Origin of the sequence: Stenotrophomonas sp. GD03877 (assembly GCF_029840555.1) — a bacterium.
In the GTDB taxonomy this organism is placed as follows: domain Bacteria; phylum Pseudomonadota; class Gammaproteobacteria; order Xanthomonadales; family Xanthomonadaceae; genus Stenotrophomonas; species Stenotrophomonas geniculata.
The window spans coordinates 12758-30592 of sequence record NZ_JAOCCT010000021.1 but is presented as its reverse complement, the minus strand read 5'-3'; the positions used below and the strand labels follow the sequence as shown (position 1 = coordinate 30592).

Sequence of the window (17835 nt, the reverse complement as noted above, 5' to 3'; positions counted from 1 at the left end):
GATGACCGTCCTGAACAGCCAGCTGCAACCGGGCAGCGAAACGTTTGAAAGCAACCGCGCGGCCATGCAGGCCGTGGTCGACGACCTGCACGCCACGCTTGCCCGCACTGCACTGGGCGGAAGCGAGGCGGCACGCGCCAAGCACACCGCGCGCGGCAAGCTGCTGGTGCGCGACCGTATCGACGCCCTGCTCGACCCCGGCAGCGCCTTCCTGGAAATCGCGCCGCTGGCCGCGCACGGCATGTATGACGATGCCGTGCCCGCCGCCGGCGTGGTGGCCGGCATCGGCCGCGTGAGCGGCGTGGAATGCGTGATCGTGGCCAACGACGCCACGGTCAAGGGCGGCACCTACTACCCGATGACGGTGAAGAAGCACCTGCGCGCGCAGGAGATCGCCGAGCAGAACCACCTGCCGTGCATCTACCTGGTCGATTCCGGCGGCGCCTTCCTGCCGCTGCAGGATGAGGTGTTCCCCGACCGCGATCATTTCGGCCGCATCTTCTACAACCAGGCCAACCTGTCGGCGCAGGGCATTCCGCAGATCGCCTGCGTGATGGGCAGCTGCACCGCCGGTGGTGCCTACGTGCCGGCGATGAGCGACGAGACGGTGATCGTGCGCGAGCAGGGCACGATCTTCCTCGGCGGCCCGCCGCTGGTGAAGGCCGCCACCGGTGAAGTGGTGACGGCCGAGGAACTGGGCGGTGCCGACGTACACACGCGCATCTCCGGCGTGGCCGACCACATGGCCGACAACGATCTGCAGGCGCTGGCACGGGTACGCGCGATCATCGCCCAGCTGAACTGGCGCAAGCCGGAGCCGGCGATGGCGGTGCAGGCGCCCGAGGAACCGCTGCTGCCGGCGCATGAACTGTATGGGGTGATTCCCGCCGATACGCGCAAGCCCTACGACGTGCGCGAAGTGATCGCACGCCTGGTCGATGGCTCGCGCTTTGACGAGTTCAAGCCGCGCTATGGCGCAACACTGGTTACCGGCTTCGCGCATCTGAACGGCTACCCGATCGGCATCATCGCCAACAACGGCATCCTGTTCTCCGAGTCGGCACTGAAAGGCGCGCACTTCATCGAGCTGTGCACCCAGCGCAACGTCCCGCTGGTGTTCCTGCAGAACATCACCGGCTTCATGGTCGGCCGCAAGTACGAACAGGGCGGCATCGCCAAGGACGGCGCCAAGCTGGTGATGGCAGTAGCCTGCGCCAAGGTTCCCAAGTTCACCGTGGTCATCGGCGGCTCGTTCGGTGCCGGCAACTACGGCATGTGCGGCCGCGCCTATTCGCCCAACTTCCTGTGGATGTGGCCCAACGCACGCATCGGCGTGATGGGCGGCGAACAGGCCGCCAGCGTTCTGGCCACGGTCAAGCGCGATGGCATCGAAGCCAAGGGCGGCCAGTGGCCGGCAGCGGAGGAAGATGCGTTCAAGGCACCGATCCGCGAGCAGTTCGAGCAGCAGGGCCACCCGTACTACGCCAGCGCGCGCCTGTGGGACGACGGCGTGATCGATCCGGCCGACACCCGCCGCGTACTGGCCCTGGCGCTGTCGGCCAGCCTCAACGCCGCCCCGCAGCAGACGCGCTTCGGCGTGTTCCGCATGTAACCCGTGCCATGACCGAGCCTGTTGCCATGTTCACCAAAGTCCTGATCGCCAATCGCGGCGAAATCGCCTGTCGCGTCATCGCCACCTGCCGCCGCCTCGGCATCGCCACCGTGGCGGTATATTCCGATGCCGACCGCAACGCGCGTCACGTCCGGCTGGCCGACGAAGCCATCCACATCGGCCCGGCCGCCGCACGTGAGAGTTACCTGCGCGGCGATGCCCTGCTCGACGCCGCACGCGCGACCGGCGCGCAGGCCATCCACCCCGGCTACGGCTTCCTCTCCGAGAATGCCGACTTCGCCGATGCCTGCGCCGCCGCCGGCATCACCTTCATCGGGCCGCCGGCCAGCGCCATCCGCGCGATGGGCGACAAGAGCGCGGCCAAGGCATTGATGGCGAAAGCCGGCGTGCCGCTGACTCCGGGCTACCACGGCGACCAGCAGGAACCGTCCTTCCTGCGCGAACAGGCCGACGCCATCGGTTACCCGGTGCTGATCAAGGCCAGCGCCGGTGGCGGTGGCAAGGGCATGCGCAAGGTCGAGCGCAGCGAGGACTTCGTCGATGCGCTGGCCAGCTGCCAGCGCGAGGCCGCCTCGGCGTTCGGCAACGACCACGTGCTGGTCGAGAAGTATGTCGAGCGCCCGCGCCATATCGAGATCCAGGTGTTCGGCGACAGCCACGGTGAGGCGGTCTACCTGTTCGAGCGCGACTGCTCGGTGCAGCGCCGCCACCAGAAGGTGCTGGAAGAAGCACCCGCCCCGGGCATGAGCGCAGAACGTCGTGCTGCAATGGGCAAGGCGGCGGTCGATGCCGCGCGCGCGGTGGGCTACGTCGGTGCCGGCACGGTGGAGTTCATCGCCGGCCCGGACGGCGATTTCTACTTCATGGAAATGAACACCCGCCTTCAGGTCGAGCACCCGGTGACCGAATACATCACCGGCACCGACCTGGTGGAATGGCAGCTGCGCGTGGCCTCGGGCTTGCCGCTGCCGCTGCGCCAGGAGCAGCTGGCGATCCACGGCCATGCCATCGAAGCACGCCTGTACGCAGAAGATGCCGACCGCGGCTTCCTGCCCTCCACCGGTACCCTGCGCCGCCTGCGCCTGCCGGCGCCGTCTGCCCATGTGCGCGTGGATACCGGCGTGGAGGAAGGCGACAGCATCACCCCGTACTACGATCCGATGATTGCCAAGCTGATCGTCTGGGACGTGGACCGCGATGCCGCGCTGCGCCGCATGAGCCAGGCGCTGGCCGACTGCCAGGTAGTGGGCGTGACCACCAATGCCGGCTTCCTGCGCCGGCTGGTGAACACCGATTCGTTCGCGCACGCCAAGCTGGATACCGCGCTGATCGAACGCGAACAGGCGGCATTGAGTGCAGGGGGCGATACGGATGATGCCCTGTGGCAGCTGGTCGCCGTGGCCGCCGTTGCAAGCACTGCCGGTGCCAGCACCGACGCGCGCGACCCGCATTCGCCGTGGCAGGCCCAGGACGGCTGGCGCCTCGGCGCATCGGCACCACGCGTGCTGCCGCTGCAGCAGGGCGATCGCCGGCACACGCTGAAGGTGTGGGCGCAGGCCGATGGCTGGCGCGTGCAGTGCGACGATGCGGCGCCGGTGCAGGTGATCGGCACGGCCAATATGCAGGGCCTGACGGTGCAGCTGGGCGAGCGCCGCTGGTCGTTGCAGCTGCTGCGCGACGGTGACCAGCTGTACCTGTTCGGCGCCGACGGCCAGCACCGCTTCACCCTGCACGATCCGGTGGGTGAATCGGATCACGCCGTGGCCGACGCCGGCAGCCTGCTGGCGCCGATGCCGGGCAGGATCGTTGCGACGCTGGTCGCCGCCGGTACCGAGGTCAAGCGCGGCACGCCGCTGGTGGTGCTGGAAGCGATGAAGATGGAGCACACGCTGCAGGCACCGGCGGACGGCACGGTGAAGGGTTACCGCGCCAAGGCCGGCGACCAGGTGGGTGACGGTGCAGTACTGGTGGACTTCGAGGCGGCGTGAACGCCGCGGCGGCGACCGCTCAGCGGTCGTCGCCCACCACCACCCGGCCAGCAGGATCGAATTCGGCCGTGTCCAGCGTGGCACTGCGCCAGCCCAGGCCGCAGATGGCCATCGCGCTCTGCCCGATGCCGTCGAAACCGAAGGCACGATCGACATCGGCATCGTTGATGGCTGCGGTGACGAATGCCGCCAGGCCACGCTCGGTTGCGCACAGGTACAGCAGCTGCGAGATGTGGCCGACATCCAGCGTCACCGCACGATACGCCTTGGCGTGGTTGCGGTACTTCCAGAAGCAGCGGTCGTACCGCGGTGCCAGCACCAGCAGCGCCGGTGCATCGGCGAACCACTCCTGACCGGACAGTATCCGCCGTGCCAGCGCGGGCAATGCATCGGGGGGCGGCGAGGGCAACGGCAGTACCGCGTGCTGCACGGGGTGGTAGTGGTACAGCCCTGGTACCAGCCCTTCCACGTTCTGTACCAGCAGGAAACCTTCGGTGGGATGCAGGCCGCCGCCGGAGGGCACGTTCTTCTTCAGGAACTCCGTATCACGCTCGACCTTCTGCACCGCGTGGGCCATCAGCGTGCGCTGCAGCACCTGGGCCAGCAGCGGCAATGGCAGTGCACGCTGCGGGTCGAAATTGCGGCAGGTCGTGCGCTGCGCCAGCAGCGCGTCGAACGCGGCCTCTTCGCTGCGCGGCAGCGGCTGGTAGTCGCCCTGCAGGGCTTGCACCACCGGTGGCGGCGGCCCCAGCCGCTGGCGCAGGCCGGCAGCGGTATCCAGACCCTGGCGACGCATGTCCTCCACGCTGTCCACCGCCTGCCAGCGCGCATGGCGATGGGCCAATGCGGCCAACGGCCACCACTGGCTGCGTCGCAATGCCTCATCACGCATCTGGTGCCCGACCTCATCCGGCGGGTCGGTCAGCACCAGCCCCTGCTCGACCAGGCGCGCCAGCATCGCCGGAGAGGTGCCGGCCGGCGGTTCGCTCCAGCGGTGCGCGCTGAGCTCGCCCAGCAGCTGGCGCTCCTCGGCGTCCACCGGCAGCGGCTGGTCCAGATGGGCGGCCAGGGCCACCCAGCTGATCTGGCTGTCCATCTCGGCCTGGCCGGCCAGCATCGCGCGCAGGTCCAGGGTGACCGACTCGCGGGGCTCGAACATCAGGCTGGCGCAGCGGCGCAGGCGCATGGGTTTCCTTCCTTCTGCCGCACAACCGGCATAGCAGCAACGACCGCGACGCGGCCAACTTTAGCGACATGCACGCCACCGCCCTCAATGGCAGGCTGTCGCGGCCGATACGAGAAACTCAACCTACGGACGATCCCCATGAGCACCCATCCCCGCCTTTCCGCCGAAGACGCCAGCACCCTGCTGGACCACCTCATCGGCAACGACGACTTCCGCAACCACTTCACCGCATCGCCGGGCAGGGCCCTGGCCTCGATCGGCCTGGACGGTGCGGTTGGCGAGAACGACTGCATGAAGATCGGCACCCTGGCTTCGGTCGAGGAGCTGCGCCGCACCCGCGATTCGCTGCATGCGTACCTGAGTGCCTCAACCGCCTCGATGACGGTGGTGTTCTGCTTCGAAGCCGACCGGATCGACGAGCGCGTCAACGCCTGAGTCCGCATCAGCGCGGCACCCGCACCGACGTCGCCTCCGTGGCGATGTCGTGCACATTCAGGGGCTGCCAGACCTGCATGGACGCCACCTCGGCAATGGCCTGACCGTGGTGCCGGGCCAGCCAGGCCTGCTCGCGGCGCACGCCGGCAGTGTCCTGCTCGGCACGCAATGCCTGCAGCAGCACAACATGGGCCTGCACCGGTTCGCTGCCATCAAAGGTGGGCTCGAGCAGATGGCGTGCCGCTTGCGGACGCTGTTGCGCCAGTTCGGCCATCGCCAGCACAACCCGGCGCCACTTGCCCACCACAGGGCTGCGCTGCCGCTCCAGCAGTTCGCCGTGGTCACGCAGCCACTCTGCGGCCAGCGCATGCTGGCCCTGGCGCTGGGCCAGATAGGTCAGGGCCAGCAACTGCAGACTGCGGCTACCCACGGCGGAGTCGTCGTTCTTCCGCAGCAGCGGTCGCAGCATGGCGGCGATGGATTCAAGCTCCTTTGCATCGCCGGCCGTGCACAACGTGGTCACGGTGGCGTGTTGCAGGCGCTGATGGATCTGGTAGTCGATCAGATCCGGTGCCGGGCCATCCGCAGCGATCGCGGCATGCAGGCTGCTGCAATCACGCTGCTCCGCAGCCACCAGCAGGTTTGCCCGCAGGCGCATGCGCTGTTGCAGGTCATCCCCCCGCGGCAACCGCATCAACAGCTGCTGTGCCTGTGCGTCCAGGCCCTGCGCAACCAGCACGTCCACATCCAGGTCGTCGGCCTCGTCATTGCCGCGCAGCATCTGTGCCTGGTGCAAGGTGCGCATTGCCTGCTGCGGCTGGCCGAGGCCCAACTGTGCCCGCGCCAGATGGATCATCGGATACAGCCGCAACGGGTCCTGAGGCACCGTCGCGGCGCGCGCGTAGGGCACGGCCTCGGCGAAGCGATTGTCCTGCAGCAGCCCCCAGGAGGTATTGGACAGCCCCGCAAACGAATCCGGATAGATCTTGGCCAGTGCACGCCACTGTTCCAGCGGCCAGCCACCGGGTTCCAGTTCGGCCTGCCAGCCCTTCAGGTACAGGCGCTCACGCGCGGGCAAACGCTGCTGCTGGGCCAGCGCGTGCTCCAGCGCGTCACGCGCGTCCGCAACCTGCGCGGTGCGGGCCAGCAGCTTGGCCACGCCCATGTAGGCCAGGGCAAAACCGGGATCGATATCGATCGCCGCCTGGTAGAGGTTGCGTGCTTCTTCGAAGCGACGCTGGCCCAGTGCGCTTTCGGCCAGGGCAAACGCACGCAGTGCGCGCAGGTCCTGGGTCGATGCCCGCGGCAGCGGCAACGACTGTTCCAGGCTCGCCACCGATTCGCCCAGGCCACGTCGCAGGCGCCCGACCACGTCGTCCACCGCGAACACCATCTGATCGGATCGATCCACGGTGGCGGTGAACGTCTGGATCACCTGGCCGGTGCCGGGTGCGGCGACGTCGATGGCCAGCTCATAGCCACCAATCTTCTGCCGCACGGTCGGCAACAACACGGCGCGCGCACCCTCGCGCACCGCCACCTCGGCCGCGGTATCGCGGTTGAGCCGGGTATCGCCCGAGAGCCGCGCCATTTCCAGGCTCTCGCGGATCTTGCCCTCCGACAGCACGTTCACGTAACGCGACTGCTCCAGCGCAATCCGGATGGCGTGCCGCATCGAGTCGTCGAAGATCGGGTCGCCAGTGAGGTTGTCGACATCGCCGAGCACCACCCAGTCGCGCTCGGCGAACGCGATCGCCGGTTCCGGTCGCAGCAGCAGCCAGCCGCCCAGCACCACCACCGTCAGTACCAGACCTTCAGCGGCCAGCACCAGCGGCTGCCGCCACAGCGGCAGGTCACGGCGCGCCTTGGCATTGGCACGCGGCATGCGCAACGGCGCCGCACCGATCTCGCCCACTTCGATCACTTCCTGCACCACCGGCACGCCCTTGAAGCGCCAGCGCCCGTGCGACTTCCACAGCAGGCGCGGGCCGCGCTCGCCCAACGCATCGGTGGCGCGGCGCGTCAGTGACTCAGCGACGGCCGACAACAGGATCTGGCCAGGCCGTGCCAGCATCATCAGGCGCGCCGCCATCGGCTTGGCCAGCCCTTCCACTTCCATCGACTTGGCGCCGGCGCGCACCGCTTCGGGACTGTTGTCCCAGGTCAGTACGTCACCCACATGCAGGCCGGCACGTGCGCGCAGTTCAATCGAACGCTGCTGGCCCAGCGTGTGCAGTTCGCACTGGTAGTCCAGCGCGAAACCGAGCGCATCGATGGCGCGCTCGAACAGCATGAACAGACCGTCGGAGCGATCGATCAGCTGGCCATTCCAGCGGTGCTGCAACACCAGCACCAGGCGGTCGTGTTCCTGGAACAGGCTCGCGGCCGCGACGTCGCCGATCCGCTCGACCAGCTGCAGCGAATCACACAGATCGGTGAACAGCAGGGCGCGTAGCTGGGGGCTATGCGGGGCTGACGTTCCGTTGTCGCCATTCATCGCCTGCATCTCCCTATGGGCCGTCCGGAGCATCCACCCAGCGCAGGCAGTTGCCGCCATCGCGCTTGGCCTGGTACAGCGCGCGGTCCGCACTGGCATACCACTCGCTCCAGCCGGCCTCCGGCGCCAGCAGGCTGGCACCGATGCTGACCAGGCTGACATGCGGCGTGCCATGACTGCGTTCGAGCAGGCCATGCACCGCGCTGAGGATGAACTCGGCCGCGTGCTGCACGATCTCGTGATTGCCACGGCGCAGGATCAGGCAGAACTCATCGCCGCCGAGGCGGCAGGCCAGGTCCTGCTCACCGGCCATCGAGCGCAGGATGTTGCCCATGCTCTGCAGCACACGGTCGCCGGCCTGGTGGCCGTGACGATCATTGATCTGCTTGAAGCGGTCGCAGTCGATCAGCAGCAGGGCCTGCGGCAACCCGTCACCGTCGGCGCGGCACTCCTGCAGGTACAGGGTCAGGCCACGGCGGTTGTGCAGCCCGGTCAGTTCATCGGTACGCACCAGCTCACGGGTGTGGGTCAGCTGATGGGTGGTGATGTACAGATTGTCCAGCGCGGTTTCCAGATCATGGTTGCGCCGGCGCAGCTGGCTGATCAGGGCCTGCTCGTTGGTCAGCACGCGCATGATCGTGCGCCGCAGGAAGTAGGCGACCAGGCCGGGATCGGATTCCACCAGGCGATGGAAATCGGCCGGGCCCAGCTCCAGTACTTCGCAGTCGGCCAGCGCGCGTGCACTGGCGCTGCGCAGGTGATCACCGACCAGCAGGCCAAGCTCACCGAAGAACTCATGCTGGCCGAGCGTCTTGATCACCAGGTCCTCGCCGAAGTCCAGTTCGATCTGGCCCTGGAGGATCACATACATCCGTTCGCCGCGATGGCCACGCTGGAACAACCACTGTCCGGCATGAAGCTTGCATGGACGGGCAAATCTGGCGAACAATGCCACCTCGGCAGCGGACAGCAGCGCGTGCACGATCTCGGCCATCGCCACCCGGGCGATACCTGACGTCACATCACTGTTCTCGGCCGCACCCCTGCCGGTCATTCCCTGCACCCGCCGCCAGCGTCCCCTGGTGAGCCGCGGAGCATAGCACCGCTTTAAAGTGTGCGCCCTATCTCATTTTGACCCTTCTGCCGATCTTGATTGATGTGAAGATCGATGGTGGCGCGTTCTGGTCACGGGTGTCCGGGCAAAACCCCTGCTGGATCAATCCGATGCCGGGTTTCACAGGGTTTCGGCTAAGTTGCCGGCACACGGGGTGCGCCTGATTGACGCTGCCTGCTGGCCGCGCCTTTGCATCGATACAACAACGCCGGCAGGTCCCCCGACCGGCCGGCGTTGTCTGGCCCTTCCCTGGCCACCCTGATCGCTCTGAGGCCCGGTAGTGCCGGCCGCTGGCCGGCAACCCGTCGATGTTCCCGAGGTCCAGATGGTTGCCGGCCAGCGGCCGGCACTACCGCATCACGCAGCGCGTTCGCTGCGCCCGCCGTGGAACTGCTCTTCCTCGGTCGAGCCGGTCAGCGCGGTGGTCGACGACTGGCCCTGCTGGATCGCCTGGGTCACCGCGTCGAAGTAACCGGTACCGACCTCACGCTGGTGCTTGACCGCAGTGAAGCCACGCTCGGCCGCTTCGAACTCGGCTTCCTGCAGCTCCACGAACGCGCTCATCTGGCGGCGTGCATAGCCGTGGGCCAGGTTGAACATGCCGTAGTTCAGCGCATGGAAGCCGGCCAAGGTGATGAACTGGAACTTGTAGCCGTAGCTGCCCAGCTCGCGCTGGAACTTCGCGATGGTGGCGTCGTCCAGGTTCTTCTTCCAGTTGAAGCTGGGCGAGCAGTTGTAGGCCAGCAGCTTGCCCGGGAACTTCGCATGGATCGCCTCGGCGAACTTGCGTGCGAATTCCAGATCCGGCTTGCCGGTCTCGCACCACACCAGGTCGGCGTAGGGTGCATAGGCCAGGCCACGGCTGATCGCCTGGTCCAGGCCATTGCGGGTCTTGTAGAAGCCTTCGACGGTGCGCTCACCGGTGGTGAACGGCTTGTCGTTGCCGTCGATGTCACTGGTCAGCAGATCCGCTGCTTCAGCATCGGTGCGCGCGACCAGCAGGGTCGGCACGCCCAGCACGTCGGCGGCCAGGCGCGCCGCGTTGAGCTTCTCGATCGCCTCACGGGTCGGCACCAGCACCTTGCCGCCCATGTGGCCGCACTTCTTCACCGAGGCCAGCTGATCCTCGAAGTGCACGCCGGCGGCACCGGCCTCGATCATCGCCTTCATCAGTTCGAAGGCATTGAGCACGCCACCGAAACCGGCCTCTGCATCGGCCACGATCGGCTGCAGGAAGTCGATGTCATCCTTGCCTTCGGCGTGGTGCAGTTGGTCGGCGCGCAGCAGCGTGTTGTTGATGCGCTTGACCACTGCCGGCACCGAATCGGCCGGGTACAGCGACTGGTCCGGGTACATCTGGCCGGCCAGGTTGGCGTCGGCCGCCACCTGCCAGCCGGACAGGTAGATGGCCTTCAGGCCAGCCTTGACCTGCTGCATGGCCTGGTTGCCGGTCAGCGCACCCAGCGCGTTGACGAACTCGCGCTCATGCAGCGACGCCCACAGCTTCTCCGCACCCAGGCGGGCCAGCGAGTGCTCGATGTGGACGGTGCCGCGCAGGCGCACCACGTCGGCGGCGCTGTAGTTGCGCTGGATGCCTTCCCAACGCGGGTTGGTATCCCAGTCGTGCTGGATCTGTTCGGCAGTGGGCAGCTTGCTCATGTCTTTCTCCAGTTCGGTTCGTGCGTGCAGCGGGGAGGGAAACGGCGTGGAAACGCGGGCGGGAGTCAATCGATGCGCGCGTAGGCCGGCAGGGTCAGGAAATCGGTCAGTTCGTCGCTGCGGCTCAGTTCGCCGAGCAGGGTGATGGCCTCCCCGATGCGTGCACCACCGGGCAGCGCGGCGGTATCGCCCAGCCGTGCCGGCAGCTGCGAGAGAGTGGAATCCAGCAGCGCCAGATCGATCGCAGTGCCATCGTCCAGCTGCTGGCCCGGCGTATGCAGCCACTGCCACAGCTGGCTGCGGCTGATCTCGGCGGTAGCCGCGTCCTCCATCAGGTGGTGGATCGGCACACAGCCGTTGCCATCCAGCCACGCCGCCAGATAGCGCACGCAGACTTCCACGTTGCCTTCGAAGCCGGCACGGGTGATGGTGCCCGGCGGCCGCGCGATCAGTTCATCGCGGCCCACGCGCACATCCTGGCGCAGCACGCTGTGCTGGTTCGCACCGGGCATGTGTTCGTCGAAGATCGCCATCGCCACCGGAATCAGCGCCGGGTGCGCAACCCAGGTGCCGTCATGGCCGGCGGTGACTTCGCGCAGCTTGTCGGCGCGCACCCGGGCCATCGCCTGTTCGTTGGCGGCGGCATCGTTGTTGATCGGGATCTGCGCGGCCATGCCGCCCATCGCATGCGCACCACGGCGGTGGCAGGTCTGGATCAGCAGCTCCGAATAGGCCTTCAGGAACGGCTGGGTCATGGTCACCTGGCCGCGTTCGGGCAGCACGCGGTCGGCGTGGCGGCGGAAGGTCTTCAGGTACGAGAAGATGTAATCCCAGCGCCCGCAATTCAGGCCGACGATGCGGTCACGCAGTGCGTGCAGGATCTCGTCCATCTCGAACACCGCCGGCAGCGTTTCGATCAGCACGGTCACCTTGATCTGGCCGTGCGGCAGGCCGAGCATGCCTTCGATGTGCGACAGCGCGGTCTCCCACAGCGCGGCCTCTTCCATGCTCTGCAGCTTGGGCAGGTAGAAGTACGGGCCGCGGTCCTTGGCCTGCAGGGTGCGGGCGTTGTGGAAGGCGAACACCGCCGCGTCGAACAGGCCGCCGGCGATGAACTGGCCGTCGATGCGCACGTGCTTCTCGTCCAGATGCCAGCCGCGCGGGCGCACGATCAGCACGGCCTGTTCGTCGTACGGGCGCAGCGTGTAGTGCTTGCCGTTGGCGGCGGTGAATTCCAGATCACCACGCACCGCCGCCGCCAGCGACTGCTGCCCGGCCAGCAGATTGCGCCAGGTCGGCGAGGTCGAATCCTCGAAATCGGCCATGAACACCTTGGCGCCGGAGTTCAGTGCGTTGATGACCATCTTTGGGTCGGTCGGGCCGGTGATCTCGACGCGGCGATCCTGCAGCGCGGCCGGCAGCGGCGCAACGCGCCAGTCGCCGCTACGGATCGCGGTGGTGTCTTCACGGAAGTCCGGCAGGCCGCCCTGGTCGAAGAACGCCTGGCGTTCACGGCGGGCCTGCAGCCGTGCCTGCCGGCCCGGTTCCACCGCACGGTGCAGCGACACCAGCAGGGCCAGCAGCGGCGCCGGCAGCACGGTGTCCTGACCGGCCACGCGGGTCGCCAGGGCGATGCCGGGGGTGGCCTTGCTGGCAGGGGTGGGAACAGCGGAAGCGACGGCGGACATGGGGCGACTCCAGCGGTGGGGAACGCCTCCACGGTGCCGCCCGGGCCGAGTATTTGGCAAAACAGTTTTTGCAATGCTCTACATAAGTTGTGCTAATACTTGTAACGCCATGACCACGCGCCCCTCGCCAAGTCCGCGTTTTTCCTACAAATCCGACCGGTTGAAGCCGTTGCGCGCGTTCTGCCAGACCGTGCGTCTGGGCTCTGTCTCACGGGCGGCTGAGGCATTGTTCGTCAGCCAGCCGGCCATCAGCCTGCAGTTGCAGGCCCTGGAACGGGAGCTGGGCGTGCCGTTGTTCGAGCGCAGCGGGCGTCGCCTGGTGCCCAGCCGCGAGGGCCAGCTGCTGTACGAAATGGCGCAGCCGCTGGTGGAGAACCTGGACGGGCTGGAGGCACGCTTCCGCGACAAGGTACGCGGCCTGGATGCGGGCGAGCTGAACATCGCCGCCAACAGCTCGACCATCCTGTACCTGCTGCCGAAGATCGTCGAACGCTTCCGCCTGCACTACCCGGACGTGCGCCTGACCCTGCACAACGCGATCAGCGCCGACGGCACCGACCTGCTGCGCGAGGATGCCGCCGACCTGGCGATCGGTTCGATGACCGATGTGCCGGCCGACCTGACCTACGCCCCGGCCTACCGCTTCGAACAGGTGCTGATCGCGCCGCATGACCATCCGCTGGCCAAGGGCGGCGAGCTGGAGTTGGCCGATATTGCGCGCTATCCGCTGGTGCTGCCGCCGAAGCGGCAGATCACCTACCGGCTGGTGGACCAGGTGTTCCAGCGCCACCGCATCGCCTACACCGTGGCGCTGGAGGTGGGGGGCTGGGAAGTGATCAAGCAGTACGTGGCGATGGGCATGGGCATTTCCATCGTGCCGGCGCTGTGCCTGAACGAGGCCGACCACGAGCGGCTGGCGGCGCGGTCGATGAAGCGCTGGTTCCCCGAGCGCAGCTACGGGGTGATCGTGCGGCGTGGCAAGGCGTTGTCGGCGCAGGCGCGGGCGTTCATCGAGCTGATCCAGCCGGAGTTGTTCAGTCCGCGCGATTACGACCAGAGCGGGCATTCCGAGCGGTAGGGGTGTTCGGCAGGGCTGCGCCCTGCACCCGCAGAGGCCGAAGCAACAGCAACGGCGACAGCGGGCTTTCCGTGGGATGGCGGGGTGGGTCCGGTTACGGGGGACGCCGTAAATCCGTCCATGGAGGCTCGGTCGCGCCATCCATGGCGCTCACGCCCCCGCAACCGGACCCACCCCGCCTTCGACCGTTTTCTGCGAACTGTGGCAAATGCTTCCCATGGTGGATGCCGACCGTTGGTCGGCACGGGGTCGGATCCCGTTGCTGCGCAACGGGCTCTGACCCCGCCTCTGATTCATTTCCGGCTGACGATGAATAAACTGGACCCATGTCCATCGAACTCCGTCACCTGCGCTACTTCCTCGCTGTTGCCGATACACTGCACTTCGGCCAGGCGGCGGAGCGGTTGGGCATGTCGCAGCCGCCGCTCAGCCAGCAGATCCGCCAGCTGGAGGAACTGATCGGGGCGCGCCTGTTCGTGCGCAGCCACCGTCGTGTGCAGCTGACGCCTGCCGGTGAGCTGCTGCAGGAGCGTGCACGCGCCATCGTGCAGCAGGTGGAAACAGCGGTGGACGAGGTGCAGCGCGCGCAGCGCGGCGAGCAGGGCGAACTGCGTATCGGCCTGACCCGGGCCACGCCACTGTCACCGCAGATTCCGCGTTCGATCCTGCGCTACCGCCAGCAGTACCCGCAGGTACGGCTGCAGCTGAGCGAGATGAACACGCTGCAGCAGATCGATGCGCTGCTCGACGGCAGCCTGGACGTGGGCATCATCCGCAAGCGCGCGTTGCCGCCGGAACTGGTGGCGCACAGCCTGTTCGTCGATCCGCTGGCGTTGATCGTGCATGCCGGCCACCCTGCCCTGCACAGGCTTTCGAAGCAGGGCACGTTGTCGCTGCGCGACTTCGCGCAGGAGCCGTTCGTGGCATTTCGCCGCAGCGCCGGTGCGGGCATCCATGACCACATGATCGCGTTGTGCGCGGCCGCCGGGTTCACGCCGCGCATCGCGCAGGAGGCGGGCGAAGCCTCGACCCTGATCAGTCTTGCTGCTGCCGGCCTGGGTGCGGCGATCCTGCCGTCGTCATGCGATCACATCCGGGTGGAGGGCGCGCGCTTCGTGGCGCTGGCCGATGCCGGTGCGCATTCGGAGGTGCAGCTGGCGTGGCACCGCGAGGGGGTGACGCCGCTGATCCGCAATTTCGCCGGGTTGTTGCGCGAGGCGTTCGTGGAGGGCTGAGCGTGCACCCCCCGGTAGTGGCCAACCTTGGTTGGCCCACGACCACAACGCCGACCAAGGTCGGCCTCTACCAGACCAGGATCACGCGGTCACCGGCTGCGGGGCGCGCTGCTGCAGCGCCCAGACAATGCCACCGCCGATCAGGGTCAGCACGGCGGCGAACAGGCACACACCCAGCCAGTCCCACGCCGCATAAGCCAGGCCGCCTAAACCACCGAGCACACTCGAACCCAGGTAATAGGCAAACAGATACAGCGCCGAGGCTTCCGCGCGCATCGTGCCGGCACGGCTGCCAACCCAGCTGCTGGCCACCGAGTGACCACCGAAGAAGCCGAACGTGACCAGCGCGATGCCCAGTGCCATCGTGCTCAGCCAAGGCAATGCCAGCAGCGCGATGCCGGCACCGATCAGCGCGAACGAGATCGACAGGATGCGGCCGCGTCCGTAACGCGTAGCCTGCTGGCCCATCCACGCCGAACTGAAAGTGCCCACCAGGTAGACGCTGAAGATCAGGCCTACCACGGTCTGGCTGAGGTGGTACGGCGGCGCCAGCAGGTGGTAGCCCAGGTAGTTGTAGAGGGTGACGAACACGCCCATCAGCACGAACGAGGTGGCGAACAGCCACGGCAGGCCCGGGTCGGCGAACAGCATGCGCCAGCGTGACGGCAACTGGCGCAGTCCATCACGGCGGGGGTGGAAGTGACGCGACGGCGGCAGCTGCAGCCACAGCAGCACGGTGCTGGCCACGGCGATGATCGAGACCACGCCGATGCCCCAGCGCCAGCCCCAGTGGTCGGCGATGATGCCTGCCAGCAGTCGCCCGCTCATGCCACCGATGGCGTTACCGCCAATGTACAGGCCCATCGCCAGGCCCAGCGCGCGGCTGTCCATTTCCTCGACCAGGTAGGTCATCGCCACGGCCGGCACGCCGCTCAGCGCCAGGCCCAGCAGGGTGCGCAGCAACAGCAACGTGGTCCAGTCGTCCACCAGCGCGGTGCTCAGCGACAGCATGGCCGAGGCCAGCAGCGCAGCAATCATCAACGGGCGGCGGCCGACCGCGTCGGACAGCAGGCCGGCCAGCAGCATGGCCACCGCCAGCGTGCCGGTGGTCAGCGACAGCGACATTGCGCTGCCGGCGGCGGACACGCCGAAGTGGCGGCTGAATTCGGGCAGCAGCGGCTGCACCGTGTACAGCAGCCCGAAGGTGGAGAAGCCGGCCAGGAACAGCGCCAGCGCGGTGCGGCGGAAAGCCGGCGTGCCCTGCTGGATGCGGGTGTCGGAAGCGGGGTCAACAGCGTGGGGGCGGCGTTCGACGGTCGCGGCGGTTTCGCCAGTCATGGGATCGGTGGGCCGGTGGGGACGGCCGGGTATGGGAGGGAACGGGCCTCAGACTAGGCCCGTCCATCCAGTCGATCCATAACCTGATAGGTCAGGATTGATACACAGAAAGTATCAATTCAGCTTACAGGCGCTGCCACTCGAAGCCGGCGCCCCGGCGGTAGTACACCGCCACAGCGCGGCCGTAGACCTTGTCAGCGTCGACGAAGCCGAAGAAGCGGCCATCGAAGCTGTTGCCGCGGTGGTCACCCAGCACCAGCACCTTACCGTTGGGCACCACCAGATCGGCGATGTCCGGGCCGCCGCCCATGTCCAGATCGAGGCGGGCACGGCGTTCACCGAAGGCTTCCGCGTCCTGCAGGTCGGCGGTCTGCAGTGGCTGGCCGTTGATGCTCAGGTGCCCTTCGTGCAGCTGCACATGGTCACCGGCCACCGCGGCCACCCGCTTGATCAGGCGGGTGCCGTCGGCCGGCGAATCGAACACCGCCACCTCGCCGCGCTGCGGGGTGCCGGTCGCCATCAGTTCCTTGCCGGTAAACGGCAGGCGCAGCCCATAGGCACGCATGTCCACCACCACCCGGTCGCCGGGCTGCAGGGTCGGCTGCATCGAGCCACTGGGCACTACGTAGTGGTTGGCCAGGGTATCGCGGGCGGCGGCGAGCAGGCCGAGCATCACCAGCAACGGCAGCGCCTCTTTCTTCAGCCAGGCCAGCGCGCGTTCGGAAAAGGGAGGGCGGGCAACAGCGTCCATGGCAGGCTCCGGGTCAGTGGTAGCTGCATCAGACCACATCCGGGCCGAAGAGGTTCCCGCACCGGCTTGCTGTAGAGCCGAGCCCGCGCTCGGCTGCTCTTCAAGCGTCGGTGCACGCCAGCCGAGCGTAGGCTCGGCTCTACAGGATGGGTTACGCAGGTTTTACGCCGTGCCCCGGCCACGGGCATCGCACCTTTACGGCCAGCACGCGCATCGTGTCTCCACCGCGCCGCAGGGCGCATTCCGCAAGGTGTTGTATGACCCTCCTGGTGATCCGCCACGCGTCTCCGTCGGCGCCGCGCCCGCAGTTGCCGGCGCAGCTGAGCGGCCATCGCGTGCTGTGCAGCGACTGCGCCAGTCTGTCCGAAGTGCGCCAGTGCCTGTGCCAGCCGCAGGCGCGCTCGGCCGACTGGGTGCTGCTGGATGTCGGCGTGGCCGACGAGGCGCAATGGCAGGCCGAGGGTGGCGCACTGCAGGCGGCGCTGGAACGGCTGCCGGCGCAGTACATCGAGCTGCAGTCGCCCAGCGAGCCCGGCCTGGATGCGCGCCTGCGCCTGCAGCACGGCCCCGCCGCGGTGGTGGTCGACCAGCGCAGCCAGCAGGCCGGCTATCCGCTGTCGCTGGCCATCGTCGGCCGTCGCCTGGCGCAGGAGGGCTGAGCCATGTCGATCTTCATCATCCGCGGCCCGGAAGCCGCCGGCGCCTTGATTCGCACGGCAATGCCACTGCCGGCGCCGGTACTGAAGTCGCTGGTGCATCGCGCGATCGATGCCGGCACCAGCGTGGCGATCCGTGCCTGCGGTTCGGAACAGGAACTGCTGGACGCACTGCGCGTGGCCGACCACAGTCGCGGCGAGGTGACGCTGCTCGATCCGGGTGCATGTGCCAACAGCCTGCGCCTGCAACGGTTGCTGCCCTATCTGCACAACGCGTACGTGGAAGTGCATGACGACGGCGCGGTGGCCGAGCCGTGCCTGCCGGCCGGTGTCGGCCAGCGCCTGGGCATCGCCGCCGGCTATGGCGCGCAGAGCTATGTGCTGGCGCTGGACATCGCACTGGATCACCTGGGGCTGGCCGAGCAGGCGAACCGGGTGCATGTGGGGACGTAGCGTGCTTCCTTTCGTGGAAAACCAGCCGAGCATGGGCTCGGCTCTACAAGGGCGCGAAAGGCAGCCGAGCGTAGGCTCGGCTCTACAGAAGAGCAAGGAAAAACGGCGGGGTTGCCCCCGCCGT

At 67.7% G+C, this 17835-nt stretch carries 14 protein-coding genes; 7 read left to right on the top strand and 7 right to left on the bottom strand.

Annotated elements, in window-relative coordinates; all coding sequences use genetic code 11:
• Position 1: 1 nt before the first annotated feature.
• Positions 2–1612: a carboxyl transferase domain-containing protein gene (locus N5D20_RS15515; RefSeq protein WP_164171012.1), complete on the top strand. Its 1611-nt coding sequence runs from the start codon at positions 2–4 to the stop codon at positions 1610–1612.
• 26 nt (positions 1613–1638) lie between these two features.
• Positions 1639–3621 (top strand): acetyl/propionyl/methylcrotonyl-CoA carboxylase subunit alpha, encoded by a 1983-nt coding sequence (locus N5D20_RS15510; protein ID WP_279915189.1) that lies wholly within the window; start codon positions 1639–1641, stop codon positions 3619–3621.
• A gap of 19 nt (positions 3622–3640) precedes the next feature.
• Here the strand turns inward: N5D20_RS15510 and N5D20_RS15505 are convergent, their stop codons facing one another.
• Positions 3641–4807 carry a putative peptide maturation dehydrogenase gene (locus N5D20_RS15505; protein WP_159359657.1) on the bottom strand — a complete coding sequence of 389 codons (1167 nt, stop codon included), beginning with the start codon at positions 4805–4807 and terminating at the stop codon, positions 3641–3643.
• Positions 4808–4945: 138 nt separating this feature from the next.
• On the opposite strand from N5D20_RS15505, the gene N5D20_RS15500 reads away from it, so the two are divergent.
• Positions 4946–5242: an NHLP-related RiPP peptide gene (locus N5D20_RS15500; RefSeq protein WP_109815138.1), complete on the top strand. Its 297-nt coding sequence runs from the start codon at positions 4946–4948 to the stop codon at positions 5240–5242.
• Between the two features lie 7 nt (positions 5243–5249).
• Here the strand turns inward: N5D20_RS15500 and N5D20_RS15495 are convergent, their stop codons facing one another.
• From N5D20_RS15495 to aceB, 4 genes are all read right to left on the bottom strand, one after another.
• Entirely contained in the window at positions 5250–7748 is a 2499-nt protein-coding gene (locus N5D20_RS15495; RefSeq protein WP_279915190.1) for a putative peptide modification system cyclase, read from the bottom strand.
• Between the two features lie 4 nt (positions 7749–7752).
• Positions 7753–8793, bottom strand: coding sequence for a GGDEF domain-containing protein (locus N5D20_RS15490; protein ID WP_019337655.1), 1041 nt, complete (start codon positions 8791–8793; stop codon positions 7753–7755).
• Positions 8794–9210: 417 nt separating this feature from the next.
• On the bottom strand, positions 9211–10512 hold the full coding sequence (gene aceA / locus N5D20_RS15485; protein ID WP_019661879.1) for an isocitrate lyase: 1302 nt from the start codon (positions 10510–10512) through the stop codon (positions 9211–9213).
• A 65-nt stretch (positions 10513–10577) separates the two neighbouring features.
• Positions 10578–12200, bottom strand: a complete 1623-nt coding sequence (gene aceB, locus N5D20_RS15480) for a malate synthase A (protein ID WP_279915193.1) — start codon at positions 12198–12200, stop codon at positions 10578–10580.
• Between the two features lie 109 nt (positions 12201–12309).
• On the opposite strand from aceB, the gene N5D20_RS15475 reads away from it, so the two are divergent.
• Both N5D20_RS15475 and N5D20_RS15470 read left to right on the top strand, forming a co-directional pair.
• Positions 12310–13278, top strand: a complete 969-nt coding sequence (locus N5D20_RS15475) for a LysR family transcriptional regulator (protein ID WP_071306331.1) — start codon at positions 12310–12312, stop codon at positions 13276–13278.
• 326 nt (positions 13279–13604) lie between these two features.
• A complete protein-coding gene (locus N5D20_RS15470) occupies positions 13605–14513 on the top strand; it encodes a LysR family transcriptional regulator (protein ID WP_043400644.1) in 909 nt (302 codons plus the stop codon).
• Positions 14514–14594: 81 nt separating this feature from the next.
• Here N5D20_RS15470 and N5D20_RS15465 read toward each other — a convergent pair whose 3' ends face one another.
• Both N5D20_RS15465 and lepB read right to left on the bottom strand, forming a co-directional pair.
• Positions 14595–15851, bottom strand: coding sequence for an MFS transporter (locus N5D20_RS15465; RefSeq protein ID WP_010487076.1), 1257 nt, complete (start codon positions 15849–15851; stop codon positions 14595–14597).
• Between the two features lie 124 nt (positions 15852–15975).
• Entirely contained in the window at positions 15976–16602 is a 627-nt protein-coding gene (gene lepB, locus N5D20_RS15460; protein WP_143994095.1) for a signal peptidase I, read from the bottom strand.
• A 257-nt stretch (positions 16603–16859) separates the two neighbouring features.
• Between lepB and N5D20_RS15455 the strand changes: the two genes are divergently transcribed.
• Positions 16860–17261 (top strand): hypothetical protein, encoded by a 402-nt coding sequence (locus tag N5D20_RS15455; protein ID WP_010487081.1) that lies wholly within the window; start codon positions 16860–16862, stop codon positions 17259–17261.
• 3 nt (positions 17262–17264) lie between these two features.
• Positions 17265–17711, top strand: coding sequence for a 3-dehydroquinate dehydratase (locus tag N5D20_RS15450; protein ID WP_004153636.1), 447 nt, complete (start codon positions 17265–17267; stop codon positions 17709–17711).
• The last annotated feature ends 124 nt before the right edge of the window (positions 17712–17835 follow it).